Origin of the sequence: Quadrisphaera sp. DSM 44207 (genome assembly GCF_900101335.1) — a bacterium.
GTDB lineage: Bacteria > Actinomycetota > Actinomycetes > Actinomycetales > Quadrisphaeraceae > DSM-44207.
Map to the genome: position 1 here is coordinate 479,181 of NZ_FNKA01000001.1, position 19,672 is coordinate 498,852.

15 protein-coding genes and 1 pseudogene are annotated in these 19,672 nt (G+C 78.3%); 7 read left to right on the plus strand and 9 right to left on the minus strand.

The window, feature by feature from the left end; translation table 11 throughout:
- The first annotated feature begins 133 nt into the window (after positions 1–133).
- Together BLS82_RS15965 and BLS82_RS15970 are read left to right on the plus strand one after the other, a co-directional pair.
- Positions 134–922 carry a LysM peptidoglycan-binding domain-containing protein gene (locus BLS82_RS15965; protein WP_092861205.1) on the plus strand — a complete coding sequence of 263 codons (789 nt, stop codon included), beginning with the start codon at positions 134–136 and terminating at the stop codon, positions 920–922.
- Positions 919–1,479, plus strand: coding sequence for an Rv3235 family protein (locus BLS82_RS15970; RefSeq protein WP_218123457.1), 561 nt, complete (start codon positions 919–921; stop codon positions 1,477–1,479). Before BLS82_RS15965 ends, BLS82_RS15970 begins: the two co-directional genes overlap by 4 nt.
- 35 nt (positions 1,480–1,514) lie before the next feature.
- Here BLS82_RS15970 and secA read toward each other — a convergent pair whose 3' ends face one another.
- Positions 1,515–4,370, minus strand: a complete 2,856-nt coding sequence (gene secA, locus BLS82_RS02285; RefSeq protein WP_092861207.1) for a preprotein translocase subunit SecA — start codon at positions 4,368–4,370, stop codon at positions 1,515–1,517.
- A gap of 228 nt (positions 4,371–4,598) precedes the next feature.
- Between secA and BLS82_RS02290 the strand changes: the two genes are divergently transcribed.
- A complete protein-coding gene (locus BLS82_RS02290) occupies positions 4,599–5,810 on the plus strand; it encodes a GNAT family N-acetyltransferase (protein WP_176818883.1) in 1,212 nt (403 codons plus the stop codon).
- On the opposite strand, the gene BLS82_RS02295 is transcribed toward BLS82_RS02290, so the two are convergent.
- The 8 genes and pseudogenes from BLS82_RS02295 to mtrA form a co-directional block, all read right to left on the minus strand.
- Positions 5,793–7,013 carry a winged helix-turn-helix domain-containing protein gene (locus BLS82_RS02295; protein ID WP_092862614.1) on the minus strand — a complete coding sequence of 407 codons (1,221 nt, stop codon included), beginning with the start codon at positions 7,011–7,013 and terminating at the stop codon, positions 5,793–5,795. The genes BLS82_RS02290 and BLS82_RS02295 overlap by 18 nt on opposite strands.
- 213 nt (positions 7,014–7,226) lie before the next feature.
- Positions 7,227–8,162 (minus strand): hypothetical protein, encoded by a 936-nt coding sequence (locus BLS82_RS02300; protein ID WP_218123458.1) that lies wholly within the window; start codon positions 8,160–8,162, stop codon positions 7,227–7,229.
- Between the two features lie 240 nt (positions 8,163–8,402).
- Positions 8,403–9,086, minus strand: coding sequence for a response regulator (locus BLS82_RS02305; RefSeq protein ID WP_369811037.1), 684 nt, complete (start codon positions 9,084–9,086; stop codon positions 8,403–8,405).
- Between the two features lie 237 nt (positions 9,087–9,323).
- Positions 9,324–10,193: a ribosome hibernation-promoting factor, HPF/YfiA family gene (hpf, locus tag BLS82_RS02310; protein WP_255378060.1), complete on the minus strand. Its 870-nt coding sequence runs from the start codon at positions 10,191–10,193 to the stop codon at positions 9,324–9,326.
- Positions 10,194–10,417: 224 nt separating this feature from the next.
- Entirely contained in the window at positions 10,418–11,185 is a 768-nt protein-coding gene (locus tag BLS82_RS02315; RefSeq protein WP_092862620.1) for a ComF family protein, read from the minus strand.
- A 154-nt stretch (positions 11,186–11,339) separates the two neighbouring features.
- The gene (locus BLS82_RS02320; RefSeq protein WP_143028713.1) at positions 11,340–13,175 is read right to left on the minus strand and encodes an LpqB family beta-propeller domain-containing protein; all 1,836 of its coding nucleotides are present in this window, start codon (positions 13,173–13,175) and stop codon (positions 11,340–11,342) included.
- Entirely contained in the window at positions 13,168–14,736 is a 1,569-nt protein-coding gene (gene mtrB, locus BLS82_RS02325) for an MtrAB system histidine kinase MtrB (RefSeq protein WP_092861217.1), read from the minus strand. Before mtrB ends, BLS82_RS02320 begins: the two co-directional genes overlap by 8 nt.
- A gap of 154 nt (positions 14,737–14,890) precedes the next feature.
- Positions 14,891–15,559, minus strand: a pseudogene (gene mtrA / locus BLS82_RS02330) (MtrAB system response regulator MtrA); the annotation flags it as partial.
- Positions 15,560–15,663: 104 nt separating this feature from the next.
- Here mtrA and BLS82_RS02335 point away from each other — a divergent pair.
- From BLS82_RS02335 to BLS82_RS02350, 4 genes are read left to right on the plus strand one after another with little or no spacing between them, the layout of a single operon-like run.
- Entirely contained in the window at positions 15,664–16,818 is a 1,155-nt protein-coding gene (locus tag BLS82_RS02335) for a DUF7847 domain-containing protein (RefSeq protein WP_092861221.1), read from the plus strand.
- On the plus strand, positions 16,815–17,462 hold the full coding sequence (locus BLS82_RS02340; protein WP_092861223.1) for a DUF4129 domain-containing protein: 648 nt from the start codon (positions 16,815–16,817) through the stop codon (positions 17,460–17,462). Before BLS82_RS02335 ends, BLS82_RS02340 begins: the two co-directional genes overlap by 4 nt.
- Positions 17,459–18,661, plus strand: coding sequence for a DUF4350 domain-containing protein (locus BLS82_RS02345; protein ID WP_092861225.1), 1,203 nt, complete (start codon positions 17,459–17,461; stop codon positions 18,659–18,661). The genes BLS82_RS02340 and BLS82_RS02345 overlap by 4 nt, the downstream gene beginning before the upstream one ends.
- Entirely contained in the window at positions 18,658–19,665 is a 1,008-nt protein-coding gene (locus BLS82_RS02350; RefSeq protein WP_092861227.1) for an AAA family ATPase, read from the plus strand. The genes BLS82_RS02345 and BLS82_RS02350 overlap by 4 nt, the downstream gene beginning before the upstream one ends.
- The last annotated feature ends 7 nt before the right edge of the window (positions 19,666–19,672 follow it).

Below are 19,672 nucleotides of genomic sequence, written 5' to 3' on the forward strand. Positions count from 1 at the left end.
CCGACCGGGTGGCCGGGTCCGCGTCGTCCACAGGAGGACCCGGGCGTCCGGGCTGGCTCTGCTCTACTCAGGCACATCAAACACGGTCAAACAGCATCAAACCTGTGGCCGCCATCGTGCTGGAGGAGCCCGCATGCCTGGAACCGGACCCCCACCGGGGCCCGCTCGCCGCGCCCTGCTCGGCGCGGCGCTGACCACCGGGGCCGCCGCAGCCCTCGCGCTGGCGGGCGCCGCCGCCGTGCGCGCCGGCGCAGCCGTCGCCGCTCCCGGGCCGGCGTCCCTGGAGCACCTGCTGGTGCTCGCCAGCGCCGGCGCCACCGCCGCCGTGCTGCTGTGGTGGTCCGCGGGCGCGGTCGCCACCGCGCTCGCCACCCGCCGGCGCCTGCGCGGCCGGCCCTCGGCGGTGCTGGACGCCGTGGCCGCCCGGTGCGCGCCCGCGCTGGTGCAGCGCCTCGCCGCCGTCGCCGTGGGCGCCGGTGCGCTGGGCGGTGTGGCGGCCCCGGCCCTGGCGACGACCAGCACCGCGACCACGGCTCCGGTCGCCTCGGCGCCCGGCGCGACGGCGGCCCCCGCCGCCCCGGCCGTCGGCTGGCCCGCCGAGGGGCGCGCCTGGGAGCCGCCGGCACCGGCCACCCCAGCACAGGCCACCCCGGCACAGGCCACCCAAGCGCCGGCGCTGGGTCTTGCCGGGCCCTCGCGCAGCGCGGCGGAGCAGGCGTCCGTGGCACCGGCGGAGGTCGTCGTCCGCCGCGGGGACACGCTGTGGGACGTCGCCCGCCGGTCGCTGCCCGCGGACGCTCCGGACGCCCAGGTGGCCGCGGAGTGGCCCCGGTGGTGGGCGGCCAACCGGGACGTCATCGGGGACGACCCGGACCTGCTCCTGCCGGGCCAGCGCCTCGTCGCACCGGGAGCACCGCGATGAGCGCGCCGGCACCCGCGCCCCGCCCGCTGCGCGTGCTGCCCGTCCCGGTCGCGGAGCCGCACCCGCTCGGCGCGCCCCGCCGTCCCCGAGCGCAGCTGCCCGCCGGCCAGGGCGTGCTCGCCCTCGGCGGCGGACCCTCGACCGTCGGCGCGCCCGCACCGCCGCCCGGGCGCCCCTCCTCGGGGCCGGACCCCTTCTTCAGCCCGCAGCCCACCCCGGCGTCCGCGCTGCCGGACCCGGGCGGGCTGGTCCCCGGGCTGGTGCAGGCGACCGTCGAGGTGCTCTCGGGGGCGCGACCGGCCGCGCAGCTGCTGCGGTGGCTGTCCGCGGACGTCTACGCCGGGCTGCAGCGGCGCGCGGCCCTGACCGCGCGCGTGCGCGGTGCGCGCACCACCGCCCCGCGGGCCCACGTGCGCCGCGTGCACCTGAGCTCGCCCCGCGACGGGGTCGTCGAGGGCGCGGCCGTCGTGCGCGACGGCGAGCGCGTGCGGGCGGTCGCCCTGCGGCTGGAGGGCCTGGACGGGCGCTGGCGCGTGACGGCGCTGGAGGTCGGGTGAGCACGTGAGCGGCGCCGCGCGGGCGGCCCGGCGCCCTACCGCTGCCGCCGCTCCTGCGCCCGCCGCTCGCGGCGGTTGCCGCCCTGCACGGGCGCCGGGCCGCCCTCGGCGCGCACCTCCACGTCCCCGTCCGCGGACGGGGCGGTGTACTGCAGGCGGCTCGGCCGCCCGGCGGCCTGCTCCAGGCCCGGTGCGACGAGCACCGGCTCGGGTGCGGCCTCGGGCGCGCCGTCGCCGGCTGCACCGCTCCCGGCCGCCCGGCCCGCGCCGTCGGCCCCGTCCCGGGCGTGGGCGCCGTCCGCGCCGGGGCGCTGCGCGCCGTCCGCGCCGCTCGCGCCGCCGACGGCGGCACCCGCACCGGGCGCCGCGGCCGCGGCGCGCGCACCCGGTGCGGCCACCTGAACCTCGAGGTTGAACAGGTAGCCGACCGACTCCTCCTTGATGGCGTCGAGCATGGCCTGGAACAGCTGGTAGCCCTCGCGCTGGTACTCCACCAGCGGGTCGCGCTGGGCCATGGCCCGCAGGGAGATCCCCTCCTGCAGGTAGTCCATCTCGTACAGGTGCTCGCGCCACTTGCGGTCGAGCACGGAGAGCACCACGCGGCGCTCGAGCTCGCGCAGCGCGCGCTCGCCCAGCTGCCGCTCGCGGGCGAGGAACTGCTGGTGGGCGTCGGAGACGAGCTCCTCGGTGAGCATGGCCGCGGTCAGGCCGCCGCGGGCCTCGGCCTCCTCGCGGACCTCCTCGACGGTCAGCTGCACCGGGTAGAGGGTCTTCAGGGCCGTCCACAGCTGCTCGAGGTCCCAGTCCTCGGCGAACCCCTCGGACGTCGCCGCGGTGACGTAGCCGCTGATCACGTCGTCGATGAAGTGCTCGACCTGCTCGTGCAGGTCCTCCCCCTCCAGCACGCGGCGCCGGTTGGCGTAGATGACCTCGCGCTGGCGGTTGAGGACGTCGTCGTACTTCAGGACGTTCTTGCGGATCTCGAAGTTGCGGGCCTCCACCTGCGACTGGGCGCTCTGGATGGCGCGCGAGACCATCTTCGACTCCAGCGGCACGTCGTCCGGGATGCCCGCGCGGGTGAGCAGGGACTCGGCCATGCCGGAGTTGAACAGGCGCATCAGGTCGTCGGTCAGCGACAGGTAGAACCGCGACTCCCCCGGGTCGCCCTGGCGCCCGGAGCGGCCGCGCAGCTGGTTGTCGATGCGCCGCGACTCGTGCCGCTCGGTGCCCAGCACGTACAGGCCCCCGAGGTCCTTGACCTCGTCGTGCCCGGAGGCCACGGCGTCCTGCGCGCGCTGCAGCGCCTCGGGCCACGCGGCGTCGTACTCGTCGGCGTTCTCCTGCGGGTCCAGCCCGCGCTCGGCCAGCTCGGCGACGGCCATGAACTCGGCGTTGCCGCCGAGCATGATGTCGGTGCCGCGGCCGGCCATGTTCGTGGCCACCGTCACGGCGCCCCTGCGCCCCGCCATGGCCACGATGGCGGCCTCGCGGGCGTGCTGCTTGGCGTTGAGCACCTCGTGGCCCACCCGGCGGGCGCGCAGCTGCTGGGACAGGTACTCGCTCTTGGCCACGCTGGTGGTGCCCACGAGCACCGGCTGGCCGGCGGCGTGGCGGGCGGCGATGTCCTCGACGACGGCGTCGAACTTGGCCGCCTCGGTCTTGTAGACGAGGTCCGGCTGGTCGGTGCGCGCCATCGGCCGGTTCGTCGGGATCGGCACGACGCCCAGGGAGTAGATCTGCTGGAACTCGGCCGCCTCGGTGGAGGCGGTGCCCGTCATCCCGGACAGCTTGTCGTAGAGGCGGAAGTAGTTCTGCAGCGTGATCGTGGCCAGCGTCTGGTTCTCCGCCTTGATCGGCACGCCCTCCTTGGCCTCGATGGCCTGGTGCATGCCCTCGTTGTAGCGGCGGCCGGCGAGGATGCGGCCGGTGTGCTCGTCGACGATGAGCACCTCGCCGTCCATCACGACGTAGTCCTTGTCGCGGCGGAACAGCTCCTTGGCCTTGACGGCGTTGTTGAGGTAGCCCACGTACGGGGTGTTGACCGAGTCGTAGAGGTTGTCGATGCCGAGCTGGTCCTCGACCTTCTCGATCCCCGACTCCAGGACGCCGACGGTGCGCTTCTTCTCGTCGACCTCGTAGTCGACGTCGCGCACGAGCCTGCGGGCGATCCGCGCGAACTCGCCGTACCACTTCGAGGCGTCGCCGCTGGCCGGCCCGGAGATGATCAGGGGGGTGCGGGCCTCGTCGACGAGGATGGAGTCGACCTCGTCGACGATCGCGAAGTGGTGGCCGCGCTGGACCAGCTCCGCGGAGCTCCACGCCATGTTGTCGCGCAGGTAGTCGAAGCCGAACTGCGTGTTGGTGCCGTAGGTGATGTCCGCGGCGTACTGGCGGCGGCGCTCGTCCGGGCTCATCCCGTCGGTGACGGTGCCGCTGGTCATGCCCAGGTGGCGGTAGACGCGGCCCATCAGGTCGCTCTGGTAGGTGGCGAGGAAGTCGTTGACCGTGACCACGTGCACGCCCCGGCCGGTCAGGGCGTTGAGGTAGGCCGGGGCGGTGGCGACGAGGGTCTTGCCCTCGCCGGTCCTCATCTCGGCGATGTTGCCCAGGTGCAGCGCCGCGCCGCCCATGAGCTGGACGTCGAAGTGGCGCTGGCCCAGGGTGCGCCGCGCGGCCTCGCGCACCGCGGCGAAGGCCTCCGGCAGCAGGTCGTCGAGGGACTCCCCGTCGGCCAGGCGGGCCCGGAACCGGTCGGTCTCCTCGCGCAGCTCGGCGTCGGACAGGCGCAGGAAGTCGTCCTCCAGCGCGTTGACCTGGTCGCTGAGGCCCTGCAGGCGGCGCAGCACCCGGCCCTCACCGGCGCGCAGCAGCCGCTCCAGCACGCTAGGCACGTCCGTCTCCCTCGCTGTGGCCCATCCCCGTCGGCTCCGACGCCGACCAGGGCGCTTGCGCCGGCGCGCGGCGCGCGGGGTGCGCGCGGCGCCGGCCCGTCCATGGTAGACGCGCCCCGACGGCCTCCCGGGGCGTTCGCCGAGGGCGGCAGGCGCCGCCCGGCCGGCTCCCGCGACCGCTGCGGCCGCCGGCTGGCGCCCGGCGGAGGGGTCGAGCAGGGTGCGAGCGTGCAGCCTCCGGAGCTCCAGGGCGAGGGCGTGCTGGTGCGCGCCCTGCGCTCCTCGGACGCCGCTGCGCTGGTGCACCTCGGGCGCGACCCGCTGGTGCAGCGGTGGCTGCCCGGCGCGCCGGAGCCCTCCCGGGCCGAGGACGCCGCCGCGCACGTGCGCGCCGCCGCGGCGCAGTGGGCGAGCTGGGCCGGCCGGGGTCCGCTGGTGCTGGCGGTGGAGGTGGCCGGGCGCTGCGCCGGCACCCTGCAGCTGCTCGCCGACGGCGCCGCGGGCGGTGAGCTGGAGGTGGCGCTGCTGCCGCAGGCGCGCGGTCGCGGCGCGGCGTCCTCCGCCGTCCGCCTGCTGCTGGAGTGGTGCTTCGTCGAGCTGGGCCTGCAGGCGGTGCACTGGCGCACCGAGGTCGGCAACTGGGCGGGGCGGCGCGTGGCGTGGGCGTGCGGGTCGGCGGTGGAGGGCACCGTGCGCGACCTGCTGGTCCGCCGCGGCGAGCGCCGCGACGCATGGGTCGGCTCCCTGCGCTGGGACGACCCGGTGCGGCCGCGCCGGCGGTGGCTGGAGCCCGTCGCGCTCGCCGGCGGCGGCGTGCACCTGGGCCCGCACGCGCCCGAGGACGTCGAGCGCATCGCCGAGGCGTGCGCGGCGCCGTCCACGCAGGCGTGGCTGCCGAGCCTGCCGTCCCCGTACACCGTGCTCGACGCCGCCGGCTACGTCAGCAGCCGCGAGGAGCAGCACGCCACGGGCGCGGGCGTGTACTGGGCCGTGCGCGCGGAGCCGGGCGGGCCGCTGCTGGCCGAGATCGGGATCTTCCGGCTCGAGGAGGGCTCGCCGTCCGGGGAGGTGGGGTACTGGTGCCACCCGGACGCCCGCGGGCGCGGGGTGATGACGGCCGCGACCCGGCTGGCGAGCGCGCACGCGCTGACGACGATCGCGGACGGCGGCCTGGGCCTGCAGCGGCTGGTGCTGCGGGTGGCGCGGGGCAACGACGCAAGCCGCCGGGTCGCGGAGAAGGCCGCCTTCACGCGGGTCGGCGTGGACCGCGCGGCGGAGCTCCTGCGCGACGGCACCCGCGTGGACTTCCTGCGCTACGACCTGCTGGCGTCGGAGGTGGGCGCGCAGGCGGCCGTGCGGTCGGCCGAGCGGTCGGCCGAGCGGTCGGCCGAGCGTGCGACCGGCCGGTCGGCCGCGGCGGGATCACCCTCTCGGGGGTGAGCACCGCGCGGCGAGCGCCGGCACGAGGTCGCCGCGCGGTGCGGCGCCGATCCCGACCCGCTCCAGCCCCAGCCACGCCGCCGCGGCCGCCAGCTCGGCGCGCAGCTCCTCGGCCGTGCCGGCGGGCGCGCCCGGCTCGGCGTGCGCGGCCCGCACCACGAGGACGCCGCGGGCGCGGTCGGCCTTGAGGTCCACGCGCGCGACGAGCGCGTCGCCGAGCAGGAACGGCAGCACGTAGTAGCCGTGCACGCGCTGCGGCTCGGGCACGTAGATCTCCAGCCGGTAGCGGAAGCCGAACAGCTCCTCGGTGCGGGCGCGCTCGAAGACCAGGGAGTCGAACGGGGAGAGCAGCGCGCGGGCGTGCACCCGGCGCGGCCACGGCGCCTGCGCGTGCAGGTAGGCCGGCCGCGCCCAGCCCTGCACCTGCACGGGCACCAGCTCGCCGGCGTCGACGAGGTCGGCCACGGCGGCGCGCGCGTCGGCCGGGCGCAGCCGGAAGTAGTCGCGCAGGGCCCGCTCGGTGGCCACCCCGTGCGCCCGCGCCGCGATCCGCACGAGCTCGCGCACGGCGTCCGCCGGGTCGGGGTCGGGAGCGGCGGCCACCTCGGGCGGCAGCACCCGCTCGGGCAGGTCGTAGCGGCGCTCGAACTGCGGCGTCCGCCCGGCCGCGCTCAGGCGCCCGGACCAGAACAGGTGCTCGCAGGCGCTCTTGACCACCGACCAGTTCCACCCCCAGCCCTCGCGGCTGCGCGGCACGTCGTGCGCGAGCGCCAGCTCGACCTCCCGGGCGGTCATCGCCCCGCGGGCGGCGACCTCGGCCAGCACCGCGTCCACCACGCCCGGGTGCTCGCGGGCGACGCGCTGCATGCTGCCCCAGGCGTCGGTGGCGGAGCGCTGCATGCGCCAGCGCAGCAACCGGTGCGTGGACGGCGGCACGTAGCTGGCCTCGTGCGCCCAGTACTCCACCAGGCGCCGCGGGTGCCGGGAGGCCGCCCGGTGCAGCAGGCCCAGGTCGTAGGCGCCGAGGCGGCTGAACAGCGGCAGGTGGTGGCTTCGGGTGAGCACGTTGACGCTGTCGATCTGCACCAGCCCGATCCGGTCGAGCACCCGCTGCAGGTGCCGCATCGTCACCGGCCCGCTCGGGCGCGGGTCGGTGAACCCCTGCGCCGCCAGCGCGGTGCGCCGCGCCTGAGCGGCCGTCATCCGCTCCGGGCGCCGCACCCGGGCCGGGTCCGCTCCCGGCACCACCCCTGTCACCACGACGATGCACCCTGGCACGCCCCGCCGACAGCACACGCACCCCGCGCGCGTGTCAGCACCACGGCGCACCCGAGCGCGCCGTGGTGCTGACAGGGGCGGGACGCCGCGCGGCTGTCAGCACGAGCACGCACCCGAGCGCGCTCTGGTGCTGACGCGTCAGGGACGGGACGACAGGTGGGCCCGCAGGAGAGCGGCCACGCGCCGCACGTCCGTGCGCAGCGCCAGGGCCGGCAGGCGCAGCACGGTCTCACCGGGGCGCGAGACCTCCGCGGCGCGCAGCAGGTCGTCGTACCAGCGCTCGGAGTCGACGTGCCCGAGGCCGTCCACCTCGAGCAGCACGCGCCGTCGACCGGGCAGCAGCCACTCGGCGTCCAGGTACCGGTTGCGACCGGTGGCGTCGCGACGCCGCGACTGGCGCGCGGGCTCGGGGAGGTCGTGGTCCCGGCACAGCCGGCCCAGGTCCACCTCGGCCATCGACCGGGCGCCACCGCGCACGTCGAGCAGGACGGCGCGCATCACCGGCAGGTGCCGCACGCGCCCCACGCCGGCGCTCGCCTCGAGCAGCCGGTCCGGTGTGCTCAGCCCCTGCTGGACCACGGCGGCGAGCAGCCCACCCGCGGTCCGCGCGGACGGCGACCACGCGCCGGCGTCCAGGGCGGCCCGCTCGACGCCGTGCAGGGCCAGACCGTCGCGGGAACGGACGTCGCCCGGCGCGTGCCGCCGCGACTCGTGCACGACCGTCCACGGCAGGCGGCGCGGCGAGGCGCCCCGCGCGACCACGACATGCTCCCCCGGCCGCTCCCAGCCCGTCAGACCCCAGGCGTGCAGCGCCGTCCACGCGCACAGCGCCGCCCCGCCGCCGGCTGACAGCAGCACGGACCACCGGCGCGCCGCGGCGTCGAGAGGACCCGTGTGCAGGACGACGACGAGGGGGCCGACGAGCTGCCACCGCTGCGCCCGGACCTGGTGCTGCACGTGGCCGCCCGTCACGCCCAGGGCGCGCAGCTGCGCCCGGTGCAGCGCCCCGGCCTGCTGCTGCGCGAGCCGAGCCAGGCCTGGCACGGTGGTGAGGACGTCGGCGGCACCGGACACGCGGCCAGCCTGGGCGCCGCCAGGGCCCGGCGTCGGCACGACGCGAACGGCCTGGGGACGGCGGTGCGGTCCGCACCACCTGTGGGCGGCAGGTGGGCGCCGCGCAGCTGTCAGCACCACGGCGCACCGGAGCGCGCCCTGGTGCTGACACCGACCGGGTGCCGCGCGACTGTCAGCACGAGCGCGCACCCGGGCGCTCCCTGGTGCTGACACCGACGGGGCACGGGGTGCGGCCCCCGGTCAGGAGAGGTCGAGGATGCGCTCCTTGACCGCGTACAGGGCGGCCTCCGTGCGCGAGTGCAGCTGCAGCTTCTCGAGGATGTTGCGCACGTGGTTCTTCACGGTGTTCTCCGAGATGAACAGCTCCGAGGCGATCTCGCGGTTGCCCTTGCCGCGCGCGACGAGGCGCAGCACCTCCACCTCGCGCTCGGTCAGCTTCGGCGCGGGCGCCTGCCGGGGCTGCTCGGCGCGCCGGGACAGCGAGGCGAACTCGGTCAGCAGGGCCCCGGCCATCGCCGGGCTGATCAGCGACTGCCCGCCCATGACGGCGCGCAGCCCGTCCGCGATCTCCTCGGTGGGGATGTCCTTGAGCAGGTAGCCGTTGGCGCCCGCCCGCACCGCGTCGAACAGGTCGCTCTCCTCGTCGCTGGAGGTGAGCAGCACGATCTTCGTGGCCGGCGCGGCCGCCTTGATCTCCCGGCACGCCTCGATGCCGCTGCGCCGGGGCATGCGCACGTCGAGCAGCACGACGTCGGGCAGCAGCGCCGCGGCCTTCGTCACCGCCTCGAGCCCGTCGCTGGCCTCGCCGACGACCTCCATGTCGTCCTCGGTGCCGAGCACCATCTCCAGCCCGCGGCGCCACAGGTGGTGGTCGTCGGCGATGAGCACGCGCACCGGGTCCCCGGGCTCGTACGCGGAGGTCAGGTCGACCTCCGTCGCCTCCGCGGCCCCGACCGACGACCTGAGGTCCGGACCGAGCCGGCCCGACTCCGCACCGCTCACGCGCACCGCCCGTCCACGCCTCGTCCACGCCCCGCGGTGGTCACGCAGCGCCACCGCACAGGAACATGCTGCCAGCACCCGGACGCTGCGGCGGCGCTGCGGCCGGATCCGCGGCGCACGGCAGCGCGGATCCGGCCGGGCGACGGGGGGCCCGCGCCCTCAGCTGACGGCCGCGGGCTGCCTCTGCTCGCCGACGTCCTGCCGCTCGCCGACGTCCTGCTGCCCGCCGGCGTCCTGCTGCCCGCCCGCGTCGGGCTGCTCGCCGGCGTCCTGCTGCCCGCCCGCGTCGGGCTGCTCGCCGGCGTCCTGCTGCCCGGTGGCCCGGGCGATCGCGCTCGCCTCGTCGGCGTCCCCGGCCAGGCGCAGGACGCCGTAGCTCCAGCCGCGGCGCCGGTAGACGACGCTGGGGCAGCCCGTGGTCGCGTCGGTGAACAGGTAGAAGTCGTGCCCCACGAGCTCCATCTCGGCGAGCGCGTCGTCGAGGCTCATGGGCCGCGCGACGTGCACCTTCTCGCGGATGACCACCGGGGACTCCCCGAGCGGGTACTCCGCCACCGTCTCGTCGCCGGCGTCGCCGGCGTCGCCGGCGTCGCCGGCGTCGCCCGTCGCGGCGTCGCGGGCGGCGGCGTCCGGCCCTGCGGCGACGCCCTGCGCCGCTCCCGTGCCGTCGGCGGCCGTGGCGGCGGCCAGGGCGCTGGTGGCCTGGTGCACGGAGTCCGGGGTGCGGCGGCCGTGGTGGACCTTGCGCCGGTCCCCGGCGCGGCGCAGGCGCTCGAGCAGCTTCGTCGTGGCCTCGTCCAGGGCGCTGTACGCGTCAGCGGCGCAGGCCTCGGCGCGAACGACGGGACCCTTGCCCCGCAGCGTCAGCTCGATGCGCTCGCAGCTGTGGGCCTGCCGCCGGTTCAGCTCGTGGGTGATCCCGACCTCCAGACGGTGCGCCTTCGGCGCGAGCTGCCCCACCTTGGTGAGCTTCTCCTCCAGATGACGGCGGAATCGCCCCGTGACTTCGGTGTGACGGGCAGTGACCACGATCTCCACGATCGACCTCCGTGCAGCTCCAACGACGGTCCGCGCGCCCGGGCCGGGGCGCGGAAGAGCGGTCAGGTGGGGAGCGACCACCCCCTCGCCGGCGAGGGGCGGGGTGCGCGGGGCAGCGGGCGAGGGCCGCGACGGAGTCCGCAGACCCGCCGCCGCACGGGCCGCAGGAGGCCTCGGTCTGGCAGGCGCTCGCGCTGGTCTGCCATGGTGGGACGCTAGTCCCGCGCCAGGGGCGCAGCCACCTGCGGCCACCCGTCCGCGCCGCTGCACCGGCGGGTCTGCGGAACACGCCGCGGCGTGGCCGCCACGACCGCCGCGTGCACCTGCGCCGCCCCCGCGGCCCGCAGCGCGCGAGCGCCCTCCGCGAGCGTCGCGCCGGTGGTCACGACGTCGTCGACGAGCACGCAGCGCAGCCCGGCCGCGCTGCGGCCCCGTCGCAGCGCGTGCGCCCCGGCGAGGTTGAGCGCCCGCGCGGCGGCGTCCAGGCCCGCCTGGTCGTGCAGGGCGCGCGCCGGGCGCAGCAGCGGCGCGACGCGCACGTCCTGCCCGTCGGCGCGCATCCGGGCGGCGGCGGCACCGGCGAGGTCCGCGACGACGTCCCGCCCGCGCCGGCGCACCGACGCCCGGGCGGAGGGGACGGGCACGAGCACCCACGGCGCCCCCGCGGGACCCGCCTCCAGCGCCGCCGTCGCCGCGCGGGCCAGGGCCGGGCCGAGCCAGCGCAGCACGTCGGAGCGCCCGCCGTCCTTGAACGCCACGACCGCCTCGCGCACCGGGCCCTCGTACGCCGCCGCCGCCCACGTCGGCGGGCAGCCCGGCGCCGGTGGGCGGGCGCGCGGGGCCACCTCTCCCGGCCCGGCGCGCAGCGGGCGCCGGCAGGCGCGGCACAGGACGACGTCCGGCGCACCGCACCCCGCGCACGCCACCGGCAGCACCACGGCCAGCAGGGCCGACCAGGCGCTCGGCGGCGCGTCGGGTCGCATCACCGCGCCAGCCTCGCCGTCGCGTCCCGCGCCCGCCCCGACCCCCGCCGCGCCTGTGGACGGCGGGACGACGGCGCGCCCTGTGGGCGGACGACGGCGCGGACGACGGGGCAGACGACGGGGCGGACGACGGGGCGGACGACGGCGGGCGCTCTCAGCCGGCGTGGGCCGGGTCCGCGCCGGCCGCACCCGGCACCGGCACCCACCGGCTGCCCGCCCGGTGCCACAGCGCGCCGTCCGCGCCGGCGAGCAGGATGCTCGCCCGCCCGGACCCGGCCGCCAGGGAGACCGGCTCCCCCGCCTGCTCCGGCGCGCCGAGGGAGGCCGCCCGCCCGCCGGTGAGCACCTGCACCGCGAGCGCGCCGTCAGCGACCACCGCGGCGGGGGCCGGGGCGCCGAGGACGGCGACGCTCGCCTCGTCGACCCACACCGCCTCGAGCGCGGTGGTCAGCCACGGCGTGGGCGGGGCCGCCTCGACCGACAGCAGCGCCGGCGCGCCGTCGGCGTCCCGCTGCACGGCGGCGACGTCGACGCGCACGCGCTCGGGCCCCTCCGCGCCCGCGGACGCCACGAGCACGCGCGCGCCGTCGCGGGAGGAGCGCAGGGAGAGCACGCGCCGCCCGGCCAGCCAGGGCGCCCCCACCTGCGCGACCCGCCCGTCGGGGCCGACGGCGGTCACGGCGCCGCCGGACTGCGCGGCGGTGGACCACACCCAGCCGTCGGGCCCGAAGGACGGCGCGGTAAGCTCCGCGCCCGCGAGCGCCACGACGGGCTCGGGCACCGCTCCTGCGGCGCCCTGGGTGAGCAGCAGCAGCTGCGAGCGCCCGGCGGCGAGCACCGCGTAGCGGTCGTCGAGCACGGCCGGGTCGCTGGCGCCCAGCTCCCCCAGGGCCGGCACGCCCGCGACGGGCACGAGCGCGCCGCCGCGCAGGCGCACGAGCGCCCCCTGCGCCAGCAGCACCGGCGCCGGGTCCACGGCCGGGTCCCGGTGCAGCACCGGGCCCCTGCTGCCGCCCAGCTCGCCGCCCGCGACGGTGACCCGCACGGCGCTGACGGCGGGCAGCTGCCCCAGCGTGGCCGCCAGCTGCTGCTGCAGCAGCCCGCGGTCGTCGGGGTCGGCGTCCAGCAGGCGCTGGGGCAGGTCCACCCGGGCCTCGCCGTCCGCGACGACGACGCTGCTGCGGGCCGTGCCGGTGCCCGTCGGCAGGTCCGCCGGGAAGCCCGTGACGACACCCGGCGCCAGCCACGGGGAGGGCCCGCGCAGCAGCTCGGTGACCAGCGTGGTGGCCGCCGCCTGCCGGTCGGGCAGCCAGCGCACCTCGGGCACGAGGAAGCGGCGCGCGGGGTCGGCGAAGTACAGCTGGTAGGAGCGGAAGGAGAGCGTGAAGGCGGCGTCGTCGAGCAGCAGCAGGTCCGGGACCTCGGCGATGCGCCACTGCCCCTCCTCGCGCACGAGGAGCATCCGCACCTCCTCCACGGCCCCCGGGGGCGCGGCGGCGTAGCGGCCCCGGTCGTCGACCGTCCCGCTCACCCGCACGGTGATCGTCACCGTCACCGGCCCGGCGTCCGCCCGCGCGCCGCCGGCGGGGGCGCCCTCGGCGGCCCCCCGCGCGCGGGCGACGTCCTCGACCAGCTGCTGGCCGGCCTGCTCCGCCCGCAGCTCCGGGCCCCCGTCGGCGTGCACGACGGTGCGGGCCCCGGGGCGCCAGGTGCCGCGGCGGTCCGCGGACAGGTACTGGCGGGCGGTGGCGAAGTCGTCCTCGACCCCCACCCCGGCGAGCAGGAAGCCGCGCACGAGGTCCAGCGGCGCCGAGCCGGGCGCGGGGCCGACCGGCTCGACGCGGAAGCGTCGCTCCTCCCCGCTCTCCGGCGCCGCGCCGGCGCGCACCGGCCCGGACGTCGGCATCGAGGCGCAGCCGGCGAGCGCGAGGACCAGCAGCGCGGCCAACGCGGCCAGCGCGGCCCGCGGCGCGCGCGCCCGCCTAGGCACGCTCGATCGCCGCCCGCTCGCGCAGCCCCAGCGGGGAGGCGCCCGCCGGCTCGCCCGCGCGCCGGGGCAGCACGAGCAGGAAGGACGCGCCGCCGTCGGGGACCCCGCAGGCCAGCAGCTGGCCCCCGTGCAGGTGCGCGTCCTCCAGGGAGATCGCCAGGCCCAGGCCCGTGCCGCCCGTGCTGCGGGCCCGGGCGGGGTCGGCGCGCCAGAAGCGGTCGAAGACGCGGGCGGCGTCCGCGGGCGAGAGGCCGACGCCGTGGTCGCGCACCCGCACCGCGACGGCGTCCGCGCTGACCGCGGTCTCCACGTGCACGGGCCGGCCCTCGCCGTGCTCGACGGCGTTGACGACGAGGTTGCGCAGGATCCGCTCGACGCGGCGGCGGTCGACCTCGGCGGTGCACGGCTCCAGCGGGCCGCGCACCTGCAGGCGGCTGCCGCGGCGCTCGGCCAGCGGCGCGGCCAGCTCCGCGGCCCGCTCGACGACGGCGCGCACGTCGACGACCTCCAGGTGCAGCGCCGCGGCGCCGGCGTCGAAGCGGCTGATCTCCAGCAGGTCAGCCAGCAGCGCCTCGAAGCGGTCCAGCTGGGTGGCGAGCAGCTCCGCCGAGCGCGCCACCGCCGGGTCGAAAGAGCCGCGGGCCTCGTGGATCACCTCCCCCGCCATCCGGATCGTCGTCAGCGGCGTGCGCAGCTCGTGCGAGACGTCGGAGACGAACCGCTGCTGCAGCGTGCCGAGCTGCTCGAGGTCGCGGATCTGCTGCTGCAGGCTGTCGGCCATCGCGTTGAAGGAGCGCGACAGGCGCGCCAGCTCGTCCTCCCCGCGCTGCGCCATCCGCTCGTCGAGGTCCCCCGAGGCCAGGCGCTCGGCGACGTCCGCGGCCTGGCGCACGGGCTGGACCACCTGGCGGGCGACCACGGCGGCGACCGCGCCGACGAGGAGGACGAGGACCGCCGCGCCGGCGAGCAGGACCCGCTGGACGGCCTCCAGCGTCGCCTGCTCGCGGGAGAGGTCGACGACGAAGTACAGCTCGTAGGGCCCGGCGATCGGCACGTCGATCATCTGCCCGACGGCCAGCGCCGGGGCCGTGCCGCCCGCGCCGTCCGGGATGTCCACGGGCCGGTACTGCTGTCCCGCGGAGGCGCGCACCGCGGCGCGCAGGTCCTCGGGCACGGCCGACGGCGGCACGAGCCCGCCGCGGAAGACGTCCCCGATCGCCGCGGGGTCGTCGTTGTCCGGAGGGCGCAGCAGCAGCACCACGCGGTCGCGCTCGGGCCCGACGCCCTCGAGCTGGCTGATCAGCAGCAGCGCCCGCTCGCGCACCTCCGCCGCGGTGTCCACGTCGGCGACGTCCAGGCGGTCCTGGGCGTCCGCGGCGTCGCGGGCGGCCTCCTGCAGCACCTGCGCGCGGCGGCTGTCGAAGAGCCGGTCGCCGATCTCCTCGGCCAGGACGACGCCCGCCGTGGTGACCGTCAGCAGGCCCAGGACGACGGTCGCGGCCACCACGCGCAGCTGCAGGGAGCGGCGCCACAGCCGCTGCAGGGCCCGCACGGCCTCCACCGGGGCCGGCCCCTCAGGCGCCGTCGGCCGCGGCGCCCCCGGCCACGGCGCCCCCGGCTGCAGCGCCCCCGGCTGCAGGGCTCCCGGCTGCAGCGCTCTCGGCCGGCACGCCCTCAGCGCGGGCGCCGGGACCCGCGGCCGCGGCGCCGGACCCGCCGGCCCGGTAGCCCACCCCGCGCACGGTCAGCACGACCTCCGGGTGCTCGGGGTCGCGCTCGACCTTCGAGCGCAGCCGCTGCACGTGCACGTTGACCAGGCGCGTGTCGGCCGCGTGCCGGTAGCCCCACACCTGCTCCAGCAGCACCTCGCGCGTGAACACCTGCCACGGGCGGCGGGCGAGGGCGAGGAGCAGGTCGAACTCCAGGGGCGTCAGCTGCACCACCTCGTCGCCGCGGCGCACCTCGTGCCCGGCGGCGTCGATGGTCACCGGCCCGATGCGCAGCACCTCGGGCTCGGGCGCCTCGGTGCGCCGCAGCCGGGCCCGCACCCGCGCGACGAGCTCCTTGGGCTTGAAGGGCTTGGGCACGTAGTCGTCCGCGCCGGACTCCAAGCCCAGCACCACGTCGCCGGTGTCGGCGCGCGCGGTGAGCATGACCACGGGCACGCCGGACTCGGCCCGGATCTGCCGGCACACCTCGATCCCGTCGGTGCCGGGCAGCATGAGGTCGAGCAGGACGACGTCCGGGCGGGTCTCGCGGAACGCGGCGAGGGCGGCGGACCCGTCGGCGCAGAAGTCGACGTCCAGGCCCTCCCCGCGCAGGACGATGCCGATCATCTCGGCCAGCGCGGTGTCGTCGTCCACGACGAGCACGCGTCCTCTCATGGCCGCCATCGTCCCACCCCGGCGCGCCCGCCGTGACTCCTCTGCGCAGCGCTGCCCGCGTGGCAGGATGGCCGCGAGACCGAGGGCGACCTGGAGGCACCGGGATGAGCGACGCGCACGGCTGGGCCGCCCCGTCGGGCGAGCCGGCCGGCACCCCGCCGCCCCCGGCCCAGCCCCCGGCCGGGCCGCCGCTGCAGCCCCCCGGCGCCCTCGGCACCCCCGGAGCCCCGGGCACCCCGGGCGGCGCGCAGGCCGCCGGGTGGGGCGCGCCGCCGGGGTGGACCGACGTCGGCCTGCCGCTGAAGCCGGGCATCGTGCCGCTGCGGCCGCTGAGCGCGCTGGAGGTCTACGACGGCGCGTTCCAGGCCGTGCGCACCGCCCCCGGCGCGATGCTCGGCGCGGCCGCGGTCGTCGTCACGGTCCTGTACGCGATCCAGACGGCCTTCGAGGTCCTCTCCGCGCAGTCGCTGGCGCCGCTGGCGGTCGACCCGGAGTCCGTGGAGTCCGTCGCGGAGCTGTCCGGGGCGCTGACGACCACGACCGTGAGCACCCTGGTCACCGCCGTGACCGAGCTGCTCGCGACCACGCTGCTCGCCGGGGTCGCCACCGTGGCGGTCAGCACGGCCGTGCTGGGCCGGCGCATCCCGTTCGGGGAGCTGTGGCAGCGCGTGCGCCCCCGCCTGCCCGCCCTGCTGGGCGCCGCGGTGCTGACCGTGCTCCTGGTCGTCGCGGTCGCGCTCGTGTGCCTGCTGCCCGGCATCCTGCTGCTGGTGCCCGCGTTCACCGGCGCCGACGACGGCCTGCTGGCGACCGGGGTGGTCCTCCTCGTGCTCGGCGGCCTCGCCGCCCTGGCCGCGGCGCTGTTCGCGGGCACCCGCCTGGCCCTGACGACCCCCGCCGTCGTGCTGGAGGGCCAGCCCGTCCTCGGCGGGATGCGCCGCTCCTGGGCGCTGACGCGACGCGGGTTCTGGCGGGTGCTCGGCGTCCTGGTGCTCGCCAACGTCGTGATGATGATCACCACCACGCTCATCGTCGCGCCCTTCAGCGTCCTCGGCCTCGTGCTCGCCGGTGCCGTGGCGGACCCGAGCAGCACCGCCTCCGCCCTCGCCGCGCTCGTCCCCCCGGCGGTGGGCGCCGTCCTGGCCTCGACCGTGCTGTACCCGCTGACCGCCGCCATCACGGCCCTGCTCTACATCGACCAGCGCATGCGGCTGGAGGGCCTGGACGTCGAGCTGGCACGGGCCGCCACCAGCGCGTGAGCGCAGGTGTGCAGCCCAGCGCCGAGCAGGCCCGGGAGTGGGCGCGCCAGGAGCTCGCCGAGGCCGCCTACCGCGAGGCGCAGCCGGGGCTGCTGACCCGCCTCGTGGAGGCCGTCCTGGAGCGGCTGGGGCAGCTGCAGCTCCCGGCGGGCAGCGGGGTCGGCCAGCGCGTGGCCGTCGTCCTCCTGCTGCTCCTGCTCGCGGTGCTCGTGCTCGTCGCGCTGCGCGCGACCGGGCGGGTCTCCCGGCGAGCTCCCCGCCGCCTCGAGGGGGTGCTCGGCGGGAGCGCCCTGAGCGCCGCCGAGCACCGCGCCGCCGCCGACCGCGCCGCGCGCGCCGGGGACTGGCAGGAGGCGGTGCGGGCGCGCTTCCGGGCGGTGGTGACCGCGCTCGCCGAGCGGGACCTCGTCGACGCCGCGCCCGGCACCACGGCCGCCGAGGCGGCGGCGGCGGCCGGGCGGGCGCTGCCGGACCTCGCCGCCGCCCTGGCGCAGGGGGCGCGGGCCTTCGAGGCGGTCAGCTACGGCGGCCGGCCCGCCAGCGCCGAGGACGACGCGCGCCTGCGCGCCCTGGACGACGCGGTCGCGGTCGCGCGCCCGGTGCTCCCGGGCGCGACGCCGGCCGGGCGCTCGGAGCGGGCGTGAGCCGCTGGCGCCGGGCGCGCCTGCCCGTGCTGCTCGCCGTGCTGCTCCTCGCCCTGCCCACCCTCGGCGTCGTCCTGGCCGGGCAGCGCCCCTCGCGGGGGCTGGACCCCGACAGCGCCGCGCCCGGCGGCGCCCGCGCGGTCGCCGAGGTGCTCCGGGAGCAGGGCGTGCCGGTGCAGCGCGTCGAGCGGGTCGCCACCGCCGCGCAGGCCCTCTCCGCAGCCGACGACGAGGGCGGCGCGGGGGGCGGCGCGGAGGGTGGCGCGACCCTCGTCGTCAGCGGCGTCGACGTGCTGTCCGCCGAGCGGTGGGAGGAGCTCGCCGCGCTCGGGGAGGACACCGGGGCCGACCTGGTGCTGCTCGCCCCGGGCGAGCCGGCGCTGGAGGTGCTCGCGCCCGACCTGGTGCTGGCCGGCGCGGACGACGACCCGCCCGCGGAGCCGCTGGCGGAGGAGGTCGTGGCCGCGGGCTGCTCCGACCCGGACGCCGCCGCCGCGGGCGAGGCGCTGGCCGGAGGGCTGCCGCTGCGCGCCGCCGTCGCGGGCGACCCGGCCGTCACCACGTGCTTCGGCGGCTCCTACGCGGTGGTCGACGAGGGCGGGCGCGCGGTGCGGGTGCTCGGCCAGCCGGCGGTCGTGACCAACGAGCACCTGGACGAGGCCGGCCACGCGGCCCTGGCGCTGCGCGCGCTCGGGTCCTCCGCGCGCGTGGTGTGGCTGGTCGCCAACCCCCTCGACACCCGGCCCGGGGATCCGGCGGCCGGCCCGCTGGCGCTGCTGCCGCCGTGGGTGGACGCCGTGGCCGTGCAGCTGCTGCTCGCCGCCGTCGTGGCCGTGCTCTGGCGCGCCCGCCGGCTGGGCCGGCTCGTCGCCGAGCCGCTGCCCGTCGTCGTGCGCTCCGTGGAGGCCGTCGAGGGCCGGGCCGCCCTCTACCGCGCCGCGCGCGACCGCGCGGCGGCGAGCACCGCCCTGCGCGCGGCCGCCGCCGCCCGCCTCGGCGCGCGCCTGGGCCTGCCGGCGGGCACCCCCGCCGACCGGGTGGCGCACGCCGCGGCCGCGGCGTGCGGACGCGACCCGAGGGCCGTGGCGGCGCTGCTGGCCGGCCCGCCGCCGCGGGAGGACCGCGCCCTGGTCGCCCTCGCCGGCGACCTCGACGACCTCGAGAACGACGTCCGCTCCGCTGGGAGGCTGCTGCGATGACCACTCCCCCGCCCACCGCCCTGGCCCCCGCGCCGGGGCCCCCGCCCACCGAGGCGGAGTCCGCGCGCGAGGCCCTGACAGCCGTGCGCGCCGAGGTGGCCAAGGCCGTCGTCGGTCAGGACGGCGTGGTCACCGGCCTCGTCGTGGCGCTGCTGTGCGGGGGGCACGTGCTGCTCGAGGGCGTGCCCGGCGTGGCGAAGACGCTGCTGGTGCGGGCGCTGTCGGCGGCGCTGGACCTGCGCACGACGCGCGTGCAGTTCACGCCCGACCTCATGCCCGGCGACGTGACCGGCTCGCTCGTCTACGACGCGCGCACGGCGCAGTTCTCCTTCCGCGAGGGCCCGGTGTTCACGAACCTCCTCCTCGCCGACGAGGTCAACCGCACGCCGCCGAAGACGCAGGCGTCGCTGCTGGAGGCCATGGAGGAGCGCCAGGTGACCGTGGACGGCACCCCGCGCCCGCTGCCCTCCCCGTTCCTCGTCGCCGCCACCCAGAACCCCGTCGAGCACGAGGGCACCTACCCGCTGCCCGAGGCGCAGCTGGACCGCTTCCTGCTCAAGCTGGCCCTGCCGCTGCCCGGGCGCGAGGACGAGGTGGAGGTGCTGCGCCGGCACGCGAGCGGCTTCGACCCGCGCGACCTGCGGGCGGCCGGGGTGCGGCCGGTGGCCGGCGCGCGCGAGCTGGCCACGGCCGCCGCGGCGGTCAGCGCGGTCGCTGTGGCGCCGGAGGTGCTCGGCTACGTCGTCGACGTCTGCCGGGCGACGCGGGCCGCGCCGTCCCTGCAGCTGGGGGCCTCCCCGCGCGGCGCCACCGCCCTGCTGGCGGCCGCCCGGGCGTGGGCGTGGCTGTCGGGGCGCGACTACGCCACCCCGGACGACGTCAAGGCCTTCACCCGCCCCGTGCTGCGCCACCGGGTGGCGCTGCGCGCGGAGGCGGAGCTGGACGGCACGAGCGTGGACGCCGTCCTGGACGGCGTGCTGGCCTCCGTGCCCGTGCCGCGCTGAGGGGGCC

Excerpts from the sequence above, each read along its gene's own strand:
- BLS82_RS02335 (WP_092861221.1), top strand. The coding sequence starts at position 15,664 with ATGAGCGACGCGCACGGCTGGGCCGCCCCGTCGGGCGAGCCGGCCGGC.
- BLS82_RS15965 (WP_092861205.1), top strand. The coding sequence starts at position 134 with ATGCCTGGAACCGGACCCCCACCGGGGCCCGCTCGCCGCGCCCTGCTC.
- BLS82_RS02295 (WP_092862614.1), bottom strand. The coding sequence starts at position 7,013 with ATGACGGCCGCTCAGGCGCGGCGCACCGCGCTGGCGGCGCAGGGGTTC.
- BLS82_RS15970 (WP_218123457.1), top strand. The coding sequence starts at position 919 with ATGAGCGCGCCGGCACCCGCGCCCCGCCCGCTGCGCGTGCTGCCCGTC.
- BLS82_RS02315 (WP_092862620.1), bottom strand. The coding sequence starts at position 11,185 with ATGCGACCCGACGCGCCGCCGAGCGCCTGGTCGGCCCTGCTGGCCGTG.
- BLS82_RS02350 (WP_092861227.1), top strand. The coding sequence starts at position 18,658 with ATGACCACTCCCCCGCCCACCGCCCTGGCCCCCGCGCCGGGGCCCCCG.